This is a genomic window from Clostridium beijerinckii HUN142 (assembly GCF_000621745.1).
In the GTDB taxonomy this organism is placed as follows: Bacteria; Bacillota; Clostridia; order Clostridiales; family Clostridiaceae; genus Clostridium; species Clostridium beijerinckii_A.
In genome coordinates this window covers 285,156-300,396 of sequence record NZ_JHXK01000008.1, presented here as the reverse complement: position 1 = coordinate 300,396, position 15,241 = coordinate 285,156, and the positions used below count along the sequence as shown (strand labels likewise).

Below are 15,241 nucleotides of genomic sequence, written 5' to 3'. Positions count from 1 at the left end.
AGGAGAATATAATGAAGTTTCTAAGAAAAACCTTTTGTACAATAGTATTCTTAGTAGTAATCATAATAGCAATTGGCATAGGTTCGCGATATATTATAAAAGAAAAATTTTTTCCTTATAAGTACCAGCAGTATGTGGATGTGTACAGTTCACAGTATAATCTGGATCCGTTGCTAGTACTAGCAGTTATAAAAACTGAAAGTAAATTTGATGATGATGCACATTCACACAAAAATGCTGTTGGTCTCATGCAAATAACAGTTGATACTGGCCAATGGGCAGCAAAAGAGATGGGATATAATACATTCTCTAAGGAAGATCTATATAATGAAGAATATAATATTAGAATGGGATGCTGGTATCTTAGGCGTTTGAATGATACTTTTGATAAAGATATGGATTTAACAATTGCAGCATACAATGCAGGACCAACTAATGTGCAATCATGGCTTGATAATAGAAAATACTCTTCAGATGGAAAAAGTGTAGATTATATACCTTTTGGAGAAACAAAAAAATATGTTGATAAGGTAAACACATATTATCATATATATCAATATCTTTACGATAAAAAAGACGATTATTTTGAGGCAGATAAGGTAGTTGATCTGATGAAAAGCTTCCTAAGTGTACATTTTTTAAGTTAATTATTAGTCTCTGCCTAATAATTAACTTAAATATTTTATGAAAATTACTTGAATTTTAAATAAGAATAGATTATCATTAAATGAGTAATTTATATTTGCAGGTGTGGTGGAATGGCAGACACGCTATCTTGAGGGGGTAGTGTTCACATGGACGTACGGGTTCAAGTCCCGTCACCTGCACCAAAATTTTAATTAAAAGCTTCGTTAATTTCTCTATTTTGGGGAACTTAACGCATGAATTATATATAACACACGTTTAGTTATAAAAAATAGCTAGACGTGTGTTATTTTTTTATAACTAAACGTGTGTTAGGAGATTTTAAAGTAATAAAGAAGAGTGTTTGTTAAATAAAATTATCATACATTTTATCTAAATTGAATAGGTAAATGTATAATGGTTATTTTGTACAAGATGGAAATTAAGTTTTAAGTATAGAAAATAATTATTGAAGAAAAATGACTTTTAGTCATTTCTGTGTGATATAATTTATATAAAGAAATATTTTCTGACAGGAGCATTGAATATGAAGAATACAATAAATATTTTTAAAAGGGATATGAAGAATATATTTACAAACTGGGTAGCAGCGCTTGTTGTAGTAGTTTTAATGATAATACCATCTTTATATTCATTAATAAATATAAAGGCATCCTGGGATCCATATTCTAATACGAAGGGAATAGAAGTTGCAATTGTTAATGAAGATAAGGGAACGGTATACAAAGAGCATAGTATAAATTTAGGTGATGAACTTGTTGATAAGCTTAAGGAAAATGATCAATTAGGATGGGTATTTGTAGACAAAGAAACTGCAAAAGATGGCTTAACAAATGAAAAGTATTATGCAATGATTGAAATACCACAAGATTTTTCAGAGGATGTTACAACTATAGTTAAGAAAGATGTTACAAAACCAAAGCTAATATATACTGTAAATGAAAAGAAAAATGTTATTGCATCTAAAATAACTGATGCAGGTGTAAAAAGTGTTAGAACTCAATTAGATGAGAATATAACAAAGAGTATATCTGGAATAATGTTCAGATTATGTGATGAGATTGGTATAGATATACAAAACAATAGATCTGAGCTTAGAAATATAATAGATTCAGTATATAAATTAGATGATAATATGCCAGAACTTGAGAAAATGCTAGATGAAGCAATTAATGGAACAATAAGTGCTTCTGAATTAATGATAAAAACCAATGAGCTTATACCAACTGCAGCAGACACTATTGATGAAACTGCTGAATTTTTAAATAATACACAAAGTTTTCTAAATGAAACACAAGGAGACTTGCAAAATGAATCTCCAAAAGTTAAAGAAGATCTTATTGAATGTGAAAATACACTAGATGTTATAGGGACAGATCTTAAAAATATTGATGAAAATATATCACCGGAAGTAGAAAAAAAGACATTGCTACAGATATTGGATACGTCCAAAGTAATTAGGACTAGTGCTAGCGATGCTAAGTCTAGGCTGAAGAACATAAAAAAAGCTATTGATAAGATTAGCGAAATAGAAATTCCTAAACCTTCAATTGACAACTCACTACAAAGCTATGATGAAATAAAAAAGCTTCAGCAAATTTTTGATAAACAAGCAGATGTAATTGAAAATCAAAGAGATTTGTTAAAGCAAGAGAGTAAGACAATTTCTAAAATCATAGATAGATTAGATAATATAGATAATAATCTTGATAAACTAATTGATAGAACTAATAAAGATATTGATAAATTAAATAGTGGAAATAAAATATTGGACACTCAGGATCTGACAGACACTAGAAAGGTATTAGATGATTTGCATAATTTAGTTTCTGATATAACAGATAATTATGATTCGGAAATTGTACCAACAATTAATAAGGGTTTTGACTCAATGAGAGAGATAATTGATACGGAGTTAAACTTATCGTCTCAAGGGAAAAAAACTTTGCCAGATGTTCAAGAGATGTTGAATACTTTCAAGAATACAGCAGATGTATCTAATGATGAATTAAAAAAATTAAAAGAAAAGTTTCCAGATATAAGAGATAATGTACATGAGCTTGCACAGAGACTAAAGAAAATTGATAATAAAAAAGATATTGATGAATTATTAGATATGATAACAAATGATTGGAATGCGCAAAGTGATTTTCTATCTAGTCCTGTAGAAATTCAGGATAATAGATTATTCCCATGGCCTAATTATGGATCTACAGTAACACCATTTTATACAGTTCTTTGCTTATGGATTGGTGGATACGTATTATCAGTCCTAATTGGAACAGAGTCACATTCCATAGAAAATGATAAAGAATTAAACAAGTACGAGAAGTATTTTGGTAGATTAACATTATTTTTATTTATAGGAATAGGCCAAGCTTTGGTAGCCAGCCTAGGAGCATTATTTATATTGCATTCTTATTCAGTTCATCCAGTAATGTTTGTCTTCTATTGTATATTTATAAGTGTTGTATTTAATTGCATAATTTACACAGCTGTTAGTCTTTTTGGGTATGGCGGAATAGTCATAGGTGTGGTATTGCTTGTTATACAGGTTGCTGGAACTAGTGGCAATTTCCCAATAGAAGTTAATCCGGCAGGATATCAAAAGCTATTTCCATTTCTTCCATTTACCTATGCAATAAGTGGAGTTAGACAAATTATGGCAGGAGTAATATATTCAATATTATTTAAAGATAGCATTATATTATTTATGTTTATGGTAGGATCAATTATTATTGGAGTTTTGGCTAAAGAACCGATAAATACAAAAAGAATAAATGTTGTTGAAAAATTAAAAGAAAGTTCAATAATGAGTAGTTAAAATAATCTATATTGCAATATTAGGGGAATTAATTATGAAGAATATATTTAGAATATATAAAAGAGATATCAATAAAATACGTACTAATTGGGTAGCAAGACTTATGATTATGGTAATGATAATTATTCCATCTATGTACTCGTTGATAAATATAAAGGCTTCATGGGACCCTTATTCCAATACAGCTGGAATTAAGATTGCTATTATTAATGACGATAAAGGTACAGTATTTAAGGACAAGAATATAAATTTAGGAAAAGATTTAGTCGATAAACTTAAGGACAATGATAAATTAGGATGGGTCTTTACAGATAAGGAAAGTGCGGAGCAAGGTTTGCTGCTAGAAAAGTATTATGCAACAATTGAAATTCCAGAAAACTTTTCTGAAGATATCACTACATTGCTGGAAAAAAATATTGATAAGCCAAGGTTAATTTATACAGTAAATGAAAAGAAAAATGCAATCGCTCCTAAAATGACAGATTCAGGTATAAAAACCGTAAAAAATGAGTTAGATGAAAATGTAATAAAGACTGTCTCAGGAGCACTGTTTAGGATATGCAACGAAAGAGGAGTTGATATACAAGATAATAGACCTAAGCTTAGAAAAATTGTTGATAACATATATGAGTTGGATGACAATGTGTCAGAAATCGAAACACTTTTAGATAATGCAAGCAACGGAACAGTTGATTTGGAAAATGTGTTAACTAAAACTAATGATATACTTCCAACAATATCTAACGCTCTTGACTCTTCAAGTGATTTTTTGAATAATAGCAAATCAGTTCTAGATGATACTCAAGGGCAGTTATCTGATATTTCTCCAATAATAAAGCAAGACTTAATAAGATCAGAAAATGTGCTTGATAATTCGAGTGTAGAGCTTAAAAATCTGGATGAGAATGTATTACCAGAAGTATCTAAAAAAGTATTATTAAATATAAGGGACTCTGCTAGTGCAACAGAAGAAACAATTGATAGTGTTAAATATAAACTTAGAAATATAAAGAAACTTATTGATAAATTAAGTGATATAAAAATTAAAATGCCTTCATTTGGTGATAATATTTCCAATGTAGATTCGATAAAATTAATAACAGATAAATTAGATAAACAATTAAACGCAGTAAAAGATATGCAAGATGATTTAAAAGATATAAGTAAAATAATTTCGGATAATATTGATAAACTAGATACTATTGAAGATAAATTACAAGTAGTAGCTGATAAATCAGATGAAGAAGTTAAAAAAATAGATAATGATGGATTAAATATTCAAACTCTTAAGGATATTATAAAAGTTGTAGATGAAGTACATAGTTTGGTGGCAAATATTACAGACAACTATGATTCGGAAATTGTCACAGGAGTGGAAAAGAGTATTAATTCAACTAGAAATGTTTTAGATGACAGCTTATCTATTATTGATGAGGGAAGAAATACATTGCCAGAAGTAGAAAAGTTATTAAGTGTTTCACAGGATGCTACACATTTAACTAACGATGAATTAAGTAGTTTAAAAAATAAATTACCAGATGCTAAAAATAAGATTCATGAATTAGCAGATAAAATCAAAGACATGGATGAAGAAGATAAAATTGATGAATTATTGGACATGATGACAAGCAATTGGGAAAATCAAAGTGATTTTGTAGCTAGCCCAGTTGAAATAGAAGATAATAGATTGTTCCCATGGCCTAATTATGGTACAGCTACTACTCCATTTTATACAGTACTTTGTTTATGGGTTGGAGGATTGCTAGCGTCTGCATTACTATCACTGGAAGCACCTGTATTTGATGATGGAACAAAAATTAAGCCATATGAAATGTATTTAGGAAAACTATTACTGTTTTTGACAATTGGAGTATGCCAAGCATTAGTTGCAAGTATAGGCAGCTTAATTATGCTCAAGGTTTATTCAGTTCATCCTATAATGTATATTTTTTATAGTATATTTGTAAGTATTATATTTGTAGTTGTTATATATACTGCGGCAAGTATACTAGATGATGTAGGAAAAGCAGCAATTGTTATAATATTGGTACTTCAGATGGCAGGTGCAAGTGGAAACTTTCCTATCGAAGTTGCACCGACATTTTTTCAAAAGTTATTTCCGTTTTTGCCGTTCACATATGCAATTAGTGGAATGAGACAGATTATGGCAGGAATAGTGTATTCAATATTATTTAAAGATATAGCAATTTTATGTATATATATGTTTGTTTCATTAATTGCTGGAATGTTATTAAAGGGATTTATGAATAGTATTACAATTAAGTTTATGAAGAAATTAAAGATGAGTGGAATATTGAGGCATTAATAATTTTCCAAATATAATTATTATAATTTGGAATAAATAGCTAGCTAAACTGATTGCTGGCTATTTTTTTCTGTAAAAAATTAATTGTATACATTTATTTATAAAAAGTAAGGCGGCATAATATAAGAAAATGATATAATAAATTTATAATTTTATAAAATAGGGGGAAAAATGGAAGAACATAAAAGACTATCTAATGATTTTGTTATTAATAAATCTATAATTTTACATATTTATATTGTAAGTATATTCTTATATTTTATATTAAGATTTATTGTTAATGACCCTGATATACATATACCTTTAATTTTTAGAATTTATTACATAAGTTTAAGTATAATTTTATTTGTATTATTAAAGCAAGTGAGAAGATTTTATAAGAGATATGTTTCGAAGATAGTAATAATATTTTTTTCACTAATGATTTTTATATCAATTTTTGGATTTATAATGAAAATCTATGATGCAAATAATTTAACCGAAATTAAGAATTATATAAATTTAAGTAGAGAAAGCATATTACTAATAGAAACATTTACTAGTTATGTATTAACTGAATATTATTTAGAGAGAAGAAAAATAAAGATAGAGAGTTACGGAATACTAATTTTAATTGCTACATGTACTTTATTGAGTCATTTTTCTAATTTAACTGTACTCTTCGTGAAAATTATATATACTGCTATTGAGATACCAGCATTTATAAAAATAGTTATGAATTTAAAAAAATCAAATTATTTAAGAGAACATGGATGGAGTATTATAAAAATTTACATATCTTCAACGGTTCTGATATTTTTTGTAAATATATATGCATTTAATGATAATCAATATATAAAAGATGCATTAATTGAAGTTATACATTTTGCAAACTTTACAATGCTTTGGAATTTTATTATATCTAGGTTAGTGAAAGATCCATATAAGGCTTTATCACTTTCATTAAATGATAAAAATAGGGAATTAGATGAATTAAATCATGAAATAGAATTAGGAAATATTAAATTGGAAAGTTCAATAAATTTATTAAAAAGTAAAGAGTATCTATATTCAACATTATTCAAGTTCATGCCTCATCCAATTATGATTTTGAATGCAGATAATGACAGAATATTATTTGTGAATAAGCAATTTTTGAAGGTTTCAGGAATTTCAAGAAAACGAAGAATAATAAATAAGAAGATAAGTAATTATATTGAATTTGTAAATAATAATGTAGAAAATAAAGAGTATAATGCAATTCTTTATATAGGGAATCAGAAAAAATTTATAAAAGCAGAATTTTTGCCTTACTATGGGGACTTATCATGGAAATTGCTACTGATTAAAGATAGAACTTCTAAGGTTCTTGTAGATGAAATAAGAAAGGAAGTTGAGAATAAAAAAATCGAGGAAAATATTAGGAGGGAATTTCTTTCAAATATAAGTCATGATTTAAAAACACCAATAAATGTAATATATTCGGCAATGCAGGTAGAAAAAATATATGTTCAAAAAGAAGACTTTAACATTTTAAAGAAATATAATGATATATCTAAGCAAAACTGTATTTCTTTAATTAAATTAACTAATAATTTAATAGATAATTCAAAAATAAACTCTCACTATTTAGCGCCAAGATTAGAGAATATGAATATAGTTGAGGTTATAGAGGAGAATGTGATGTCATTAGTAGAGTATGTGAAGTTAAATAATATAGATTTAATCTTTGATACTAATACTGAAGAATGTTACTTGGATATTGATCGTGAATTTATGTATAGAATAATTCTAAACTTAGTTTCTAATGCTGTGAAGTTTACCAAAGATGGTGGCAAAATATGCGTGGTGGTAAGCGAGTTTGATGACAAAGTTAATATATCAGTAGAAGATGATGGAATTGGAATAGATGAAGAATTTATATACGAAGCGTTTAATAGATATTCAATTGGAGTAAATTGTAACCCTGATAGAAAAAGTGGGACGGGCATAGGACTTTTTGTAGTAAAACAGTTAATTGAATTACAAGGCGGAAAAATCGAAATAAAAAGGAATAGTAATTTAGGGACAACTGTAAGTATTGAATTTAGGAAAGGGATATATATAGATGCATCATGATTTCTTAGCATTGAATAAAATAAAGATAAAAATTAAAAACATACCAAAGTATGCTTTTATAACGGTACTAATAATTTTATGCTCTATTCTTACGGATAATGTTAACTTTTATTTGTTATTGAATAATATAATTGCAATATCTATGATTGTGGCGTTCGTTTATGTATATATGATAAGAGGGAAGTTTGGCGGTAAAGGTTTTGTAACAAGATTTAAAGTGATATATTTAATATTTATTATGATACTAGGGATAAATATTATTGAGATAATAACGTTATTTAATGATATTCCTAAAAGGTACTTCATACTCCTTTATAGCATGCACGCTACTTTAGAATATTGCATAATAAAAATAGGACTTATGGTTAAAAATAGCGATAGAAAAAGTCTTTTAATATGCATAGTAGAAATAGTAATTATTACAATGCTTGGTATTAGTTTTAATGGGGGAGATGAAATATATAATCCATATAAAATATCACTTTTTATATGGAGCATTGCTACAAGTGTTTTGTTAAGCATAGGTTTATGTATATCTACGGTAGAAGATACGTTATCTAAAAGAAAACAATTTACCACTGATGAATTTAGGCAAATAATATTTTATATTTTTTTTATATTATTTAATTATTTAGGTTTCATATGTTTTTATATGAATTATGTGAAAATTTCTGAATTTGTATTAATTGTTAAATGTATGACTCTATATAAATTTTATAATTACATAATAAGTAAAGTAGTTGATAGTTCATTAAAAGAACTTAATAATAATATAGGAAATGCAACTAAAACCAAAAAAGAACTTAACTCTATCTTAAGAAAAAGGAACTCTATTTTAAATGAAATAAGTGTAATGATAAAAAAAAGTGGAGATAGGAATAATGAACTAATTGATTCTATTTATGGTGGTGTGTTTCTATTTTATCTAGATAGACTTAGATACATAAATAAGAAGACATTAAAAACTTTAAACATAACTAATGATGAGGTCTTAGGAATAGAAATTAATGATTTTATAAAAATGTATTTTGATATAACGCTTGATGATATTAAAAGATCAGGAAATTATATTCCATGCATAAAAATGAAACATACTGATTTTGAAGTTGAAATATTTTTGGCTTCTATAGATGAAATAAGTAAAATTCTTTACATACATGATATAAGTGAAGTTAACGAAAATAAAAAGATGAGGGAAATCCTTGAAGAATATTTGCAAGAGGATGAAATAAAAAAAGAATTTTTCTCCAATATTTCTCATGAATTAAAAACGCCTATAAATCTTATATTTTCTGCATTACAGGTTAATCAAATTTATTTTAATGAAAATAATATGGATGGAGTAAATAAGAATAGGAAGATTATAAAACAAAATTGCTTAAGGCTTATACGAACGATTAATAATTTTATAGATGCTAATAAAATTTCAGAGGGATATTTAATTCCAAATTTAAAAGCGCATAATATAGTTAACATTGTAGAGGAAGTTTCAATGGCGTCTAATAAATATATAAAATTAATAAATAATACATTGACATTTGATGCACAGGAAGAAGAAATCTATGTTAACTGTGATAAGGAAATGGTAACGAGAATTATGTTAAATATTCTTTCTAATTCTGTTAAATATGGAAAGCAAGGCGGAAAAATAAATGTTAGTGTAGAGCTTGATATAGACAACAAAGTTGCTATAAAAGTTAAAAATGATGGCTTGAAAATCGATAAAGAGACTATTCCATATATTTTTGATAAATTCACTAAACTGAATAAAACTTTTAATAGATTAAAAGAAGGAAGCGGCTTAGGTTTATTTTTGACTAAAGCATTAGTTGAACTTCAAGGAGGAACTATACGACTTACATCCAATAGCAGAGGAAATAAATTTACAATAATTATGCCTAGGGCAGAACAACTGTATGATGATAAATTTGCTAATGAAGATTGGGAAACAAATCTATTAGAAGAAAAAATAGATATAGAGTTCTCGGATATATATATTGAGTAGGATTATTTAGTGGAAAATGAAAAGAATAAGTAGAAGTAAATTTATAAGCACTAAAAATAATTAATCATAGTTCTACATAAATAAACATATATTAAATTAGTTATGTTAAACTAATTACTTAAATTTGAGGTGTATAATCTATGTCAGAAAAGCAAGTGAATAAAAAAAAGATAAGGATCATTCCGCTGTTTGTATCAATAATTATTCCACTTTTAATAGGTGGTCTTTCAACATTATTAGCCCCTAACATGGGATCAATATATGAAAGCTTAATTAAACCACCTTTTTCGCCTCCTGCAATGGTTTTCCCGATTGTGTGGACTATACTTTATATAATTATGGGAATATGTTCATATAAAGTATATATTCTAAAATATGATAATATCGATGTAAGCTCTGCAATATTTGTTTACGCTATACAATTATTATTAAATTTTTTATGGACTATAATTTTCTTCGGATTTAAGCTTTATGCGTTAGCATTTTTAGAACTTATTATTTTGATTATCTTTGTAATTTTAACTATAAAGAGGTTTTATGGAAAAATTGGAAATAAGGCGTTTCTGCTAATTCTTTATTTGACTTGGTTGATATATGCAGGTGTGTTGAACTTTTTTATTTGGATGTTAAATGAAATGTAAAATGTTTATATATATCATATAATTAATGCTTTTAAGATGGTTGCTAAGATTAATATCTAGGCAATCATTTTTTATTCTCTAGGAACTTATATTAAAGTCAAGACTATGTATAAATTATGAAAAAAATTAATTCAGAAAGTTACGTTCTGAGAGAAAATAAAAAAAGAAAATATATTATCCTGCTATATTTTTCTCATATGAGTTGGAAAAGATATATGCGTAAAAAATCTTAGTTTTCACAGTTGCATTTGATTTTGTTCTGATTTTTAGTATTATTTATGTTTTAGTTTATAAAAAAATATATCTATTTTGCCATTTAAAGAATATTAATATTATATACTATCAATTTAGGGAGGGGTCTGCTTTGAAATATTTTAATTAATTATATAATAGCTTCAAAGTGGGATAAGATATGATGAAGGAATTAACTCCAAATGAAATTATTTTTTGTACTTCTTGTACAGATAACATTGAAGAAAGTAATATGAATAGAGTACCTGAATTTACATCTACTTTAAATAAAATTAGAAAGAGCTTAAGTGTTGAAAAAGAAGGATACAATATATATTACGTAGATTCATTTTCAAAAGAAAAACTAGAGAATTTAATAGAGTGCGTTGAAGATATATATGAAAAAATTCCTGCACCAAAAGATATTTGCTATGTAACATCACAAGAACAACTAAATCCTACTGTATTGCTTTTACCAAATGGTAAAGGAAATATATTAAAAGAAATGATTGATGATATAAAAGAGAAATACTTTGAATGCATAGTAGAGTTTTATAGCAGTTCTTCAGATGATGAAAAGGAAGAGATTATTGAAGAAATAAGTGAAAAAAGGAATAATTATATAACAAAGCTTATGGATTCAGCAAAAAATAAGAATTTTGATGTTAAAGCAACTAGCGGAGGATTTGTGTTTATTCCTTTGAAAGATGAAGGTAATGAAATGACTCAAAATGAATATGATAGTCTTGAAAGTAACACTCAAGAAACTATCGAAAAACAAGCATCAAAATTAAAAAAAGAAGCAGAAGAAATCCTAGAGACATTAAAGGATATTGAAATAAAATCGATTAAGAAACTTAAAAGTATTTACAAAGATTTTATAAAAAAGAATATGCAGAGTTATAAAGATGATCTATTATTACAATTTATTTCCCAAGATGTTGTTTATAAATATCTTCTTCAAATGTATGAGGATATAGAAGAAAGGGTAGTTGAATGCTACACTATCAATTTGGAAGATGATGAAGAGTATTTAAAAGATATATTCTCTAAGTATGATGTGAATGTAATTGTTGATAATTCTAGCATAGATCATCCGAGAGTTATATATGAGGAAGATCCTACTATTGGAAATTTAATTGGTACTATCGAATATAGAAACAATAATGGGGGATATAGTACTGATATATCATTGATTTCTGCTGGCAGCTTGTTAAAGGCTAATGAAGGATGTCTTATACTAAGGTTAAGTTCGTTAGTAAGTAGTGGAGTAAGTTACTACTATCTAAAGAAGTCATTAATTCATGGTAAAGTAAACTATAATTATACTAAGAGTTATTTAGAAATGATATCTATCGCAGGATTAAAGCCGGAATCAATTCCTATTAATTTGAAGATCATTTTAATAGGAGATTATGAAAGTTTTCAGATATTATATGATAACGATGAAGATTTCAAACAAATATTTCCAATCAGAATAGAAGCAAGTACTGAACTAAAATATACTGATATTACTAAAAATTCAATAGAAGGATTAATAAAAGAAAAGATAAAAAAAGATAACTTATTGAATATAACAGATGATGCCCTTAGGGAAATGATTAAGTTTCTTGCGAGGGTTGCAGGACAGAGAAATAAAATATCTATAGATGATTACTATATAAACAAGTTACTGCATTTATCTAATAATAATGCAAAAGAAGATAAAAGAAAAAATATAGAAAAGCAAGATATAATTGATGTAGCATATGAAGATGAAAAAATTTTGGAAGATATAATGGATAACTATAAAAGTAGAAAAATACTAATAACAGTAAATGGAAGAAAAACAGGAATAATTAATGGACTTTCTGTAGTTGGAAATGGATCTTATAGTTTTGGTAAGCCTATGAGAATAACATGCTTATCAAATATAGGAGATGGAAGGATAATAGATATTCATAAAGAATGTAAAATGAGTGGAAATATCCATGAAAAATCGATTGGTATACTTCGTGGATTATTAAGTAATTTAATAAGTCCTTATGAAAAATTGCCAGTAGATTTTCAATTAAGTTTTGAACAAACTTATGGAATGCTTGAAGGTGATAGTGCTTCTGTTGCAGAGATAATTTGCATTCTATCGGCTTTAAGCAAGAGGCCAATAAGACAAAATATTGCTGTTACTGGATCTATAAATCAGTTTGGAGAAATTCAGGCAATTGGCGGTGTTAATGAAAAAATTGAAGGCTTCCATAGAGTTTGTAGTATTATTGATAAAACAGATGGAAAGGGTGTTTTAATTCCAAATACAAATGCTGATGAGTTAATATTAAGATGTGAAGTTGAAGATGATGTTAGAAGCGGAAAGTTTCATATATATACTATGGAAACTTTAGAGGATGCTATTGAAGTATTAATACTTGATGAAGGAGAATCTGGAAAGAGTTTCTTTAAGGAAATAGAAACTGAAATTTTAAAATATAAGGGTGGGAAAAAGAAAAAGTAACTAAATAAATCCAATATATATTTATTATTTAGCTTACAAACGATAAGCCAATAAAGATAGAAGATAATTGTATGGTATATATTTATATGAATATATCATGATTATCTTCTATTTTTTATATATTAAATAAAAATTTATTCACCTAACATTTGGAATTATCTGCTTTAGTTGAGTATTGATTTTTATATTGTATATATCATTATTTATAGAGGAAAAGTTAATAATTAAAATTATGAGTTATAATAAATAGAAAAAAATGTAATAAATAGTTTGACGTTGAATAAAATAGTATGTTAAAATATGGTAAAAGGTGAAATGAGATAAAAGAGGAGGTGAATGTAGAATATCTTAAAACTTAAATATATAAGTTTAAAACTATATTGTGAGATATTCTTAATTAATATGTATTTAAAATTTGAGAAACAAGGAAATATTCTAATAACTACTCTTAGTGGTGAACTAGATCACAATAGTGCAGAGGAAGTTAGAGTAAAAATTGATGATAGAATAGATAGAGATAATATAGAAAAGGTTATTTTAAATTTTTCAGGTGTTACTTTTATGGATAGTTCAGGAATCGGAGCTGTTTTAGGTAGATATAAAAAACTATCGAATAAAGGGGGGATGCTTTGTATTGCAGAACCCAACAAGAATGTAAATAGAATCTTTGAGCTGGCGGGATTGTACAAGTTAATTAAAAATTATAATACTGTAGATGAAGCAGTAAGGTGCATTTAGATGGAGGGGTTATCATGTCTGACAATAAAATGAGCATAGAATTTGTAAGCAAATCTAAAAATGAAGCTTTTGCAAGAGTTGCGGTTGCAGCTTTTGTTGCTCAATTAGATCCAACAATTGATGAAATAAATGATGTAAAAACAGCAGTATCTGAGGCCGTTACCAATTCTATAATACATGGATATGAAAATAGAGAAGATGGATTAGTTAGAATTGAAGCAGAAATTAATGAAAATCAGGTAACTATAGCAATTATAGATAAGGGAATTGGAATTGATAATATAGAGCAAGCGATGGAACCATTATATACATCAAGACCAGATTTAGAAAGATCAGGTATGGGTTTTACTGTAATGGAAACATTTATGGATGCGCTAGAGGTTGACAGTGAAAAAGGGATTGGTACAAAGGTGGTAATTAAGAAGAAATTTGACGTGGTAAGTTAGGTGAAATAAGATGGAAAAAGAGGATTTAAGACGAGAGGATTATAATTATGATAAGAATCCAAAGCTATTAGCTCTAGCAAGAAGTGGCGATACTGATGCTATGAATGAATTAATAGCAATGAATTTGCCATTAGTGTCATCTATAAGTAAGAAATTTCTAAATAGAGGATATGATTATGAAGATATATTTCAAATAGGATCTATTGGGTTAGTTAAAGCGATTAACAATTTCGACTTGACTTATAACGTTAAGTTCTCTACTTATGCAGTTCCTATGATTATAGGAGAAATAAAAAGATTCTTAAGAGATGATGGAATGATAAAAGTAAGTCGTAACGTTAAAAGTCTTGCTAGAAAGATACACTTTCAAAAGGAGGTTTTAACAAAGAAGCTTAAGAGATCACCTACTATAGAAGAACTTGCAGAGTATGCAAATGTTGATAAGGAGGAGATTTTATTTGCAATTGAATCTTCTAATAGCTTGCAATATTTATATGATACAATACACCAGGATGATGGAGCTCCAGTTCTTTTAATAGATAAATTAAGCGAGAAAAGTGCAGATGATGAAAATCTTATTGAAAAGATAGCTCTTAAAGAAGCTCTAAATAGTTTAGATAATAAAGCTAAACAGATTATAATGTTACGTTATTTTAAAGATAAAACACAAGTTCAAGTAGCTAAAATGTTAGGTATAAGTCAAGTTCAGGTATCGAGGATTGAAAAGAAGGTTTTATCTGAAATGAGGAAGAAATTAGAAGAATAAAATTTGTTAATCATACATTGGTAAGAAAAATGAT

10 protein-coding genes and 1 tRNA gene are annotated in these 15,241 nt (G+C 27.2%); all 11 read left to right on the top strand.

The annotated features are described in order from the left end of the window. The first annotated feature begins 11 nt into the window (after positions 1-11). The 11 genes from T483_RS0102980 (at position 12) to sigF (ending at position 15,207) form a co-directional block, all read left to right on the top strand. Complete coding sequence (locus T483_RS0102980; protein WP_026885495.1) at positions 12-647, top strand: lytic transglycosylase domain-containing protein; 636 nt, start codon at positions 12-14, stop codon at positions 645-647. Positions 648-744: 97 nt separating this feature from the next. After that, a tRNA-Leu gene (locus tag T483_RS0102975) sits at positions 745-830 on the top strand. A 341-nt stretch (positions 831-1,171) separates the two neighbouring features. Next, a complete protein-coding gene (locus T483_RS0102970; RefSeq protein WP_026885494.1) occupies positions 1,172-3,469 on the top strand; it encodes a YhgE/Pip domain-containing protein in 2,298 nt (765 codons plus the stop codon). 34 nt (positions 3,470-3,503) lie between these two features. Next, a complete protein-coding gene (locus T483_RS0102965) occupies positions 3,504-5,795 on the top strand; it encodes a YhgE/Pip domain-containing protein (RefSeq protein ID WP_026885493.1) in 2,292 nt (763 codons plus the stop codon). Positions 5,796-5,966: 171 nt separating this feature from the next. Continuing rightward, positions 5,967-7,892: a sensor histidine kinase gene (locus T483_RS0102960; protein ID WP_026885492.1), complete on the top strand. Its 1,926-nt coding sequence runs from the start codon at positions 5,967-5,969 to the stop codon at positions 7,890-7,892. 118 nt (positions 7,893-8,010) lie between these two features. Beyond that, positions 8,011-9,897 (top strand): sensor histidine kinase, encoded by a 1,887-nt coding sequence (locus T483_RS0102955; RefSeq protein WP_242841790.1) that lies wholly within the window; start codon positions 8,011-8,013, stop codon positions 9,895-9,897. A 140-nt stretch (positions 9,898-10,037) separates the two neighbouring features. Continuing rightward, a complete protein-coding gene (locus T483_RS0102950) occupies positions 10,038-10,538 on the top strand; it encodes a TspO/MBR family protein (protein WP_026885490.1) in 501 nt (166 codons plus the stop codon). Between the two features lie 412 nt (positions 10,539-10,950). Beyond that, on the top strand, positions 10,951-13,257 hold the full coding sequence (locus T483_RS0102945; RefSeq protein WP_026885489.1) for an AAA family ATPase: 2,307 nt from the start codon (positions 10,951-10,953) through the stop codon (positions 13,255-13,257). A 402-nt stretch (positions 13,258-13,659) separates the two neighbouring features. Then, positions 13,660-13,995, top strand: a complete 336-nt coding sequence (spoIIAA, locus tag T483_RS0102940) for an anti-sigma F factor antagonist (RefSeq protein ID WP_026885488.1) — start codon at positions 13,660-13,662, stop codon at positions 13,993-13,995. 14 nt (positions 13,996-14,009) lie between these two features. Continuing rightward, entirely contained in the window at positions 14,010-14,441 is a 432-nt protein-coding gene (spoIIAB, locus tag T483_RS0102935; protein WP_026885487.1) for an anti-sigma F factor, read from the top strand. 10 nt (positions 14,442-14,451) lie between these two features. Then, positions 14,452-15,207 carry an RNA polymerase sporulation sigma factor SigF gene (gene sigF / locus T483_RS0102930; protein WP_026885486.1) on the top strand — a complete coding sequence of 252 codons (756 nt, stop codon included), beginning with the start codon at positions 14,452-14,454 and terminating at the stop codon, positions 15,205-15,207. Positions 15,208-15,241: the final 34 nt, after the last annotated feature.

Bases quoted from the DNA above. Each gene is read 5' to 3' on its own strand.
- T483_RS0102970 (WP_026885494.1), top strand. From the start codon at position 1,172: ATGAAGAATACAATAAATATTTTTAAAAGGGATATGAAGAATATATTT.
- T483_RS0102965 (WP_026885493.1), top strand. From the start codon at position 3,504: ATGAAGAATATATTTAGAATATATAAAAGAGATATCAATAAAATACGT.
- sigF (WP_026885486.1), top strand. From the start codon at position 14,452: ATGGAAAAAGAGGATTTAAGACGAGAGGATTATAATTATGATAAGAAT.
- spoIIAB (WP_026885487.1), top strand. From the start codon at position 14,010: ATGTCTGACAATAAAATGAGCATAGAATTTGTAAGCAAATCTAAAAAT.
- spoIIAA (WP_026885488.1), top strand. From the start codon at position 13,660: ATGTATTTAAAATTTGAGAAACAAGGAAATATTCTAATAACTACTCTT.
- T483_RS0102980 (WP_026885495.1), top strand. From the start codon at position 12: ATGAAGTTTCTAAGAAAAACCTTTTGTACAATAGTATTCTTAGTAGTA.
- T483_RS0102960 (WP_026885492.1), top strand. From the start codon at position 5,967: ATGGAAGAACATAAAAGACTATCTAATGATTTTGTTATTAATAAATCT.
- T483_RS0102950 (WP_026885490.1), top strand. From the start codon at position 10,038: ATGTCAGAAAAGCAAGTGAATAAAAAAAAGATAAGGATCATTCCGCTG.
- T483_RS0102945 (WP_026885489.1), top strand. From the start codon at position 10,951: ATGATGAAGGAATTAACTCCAAATGAAATTATTTTTTGTACTTCTTGT.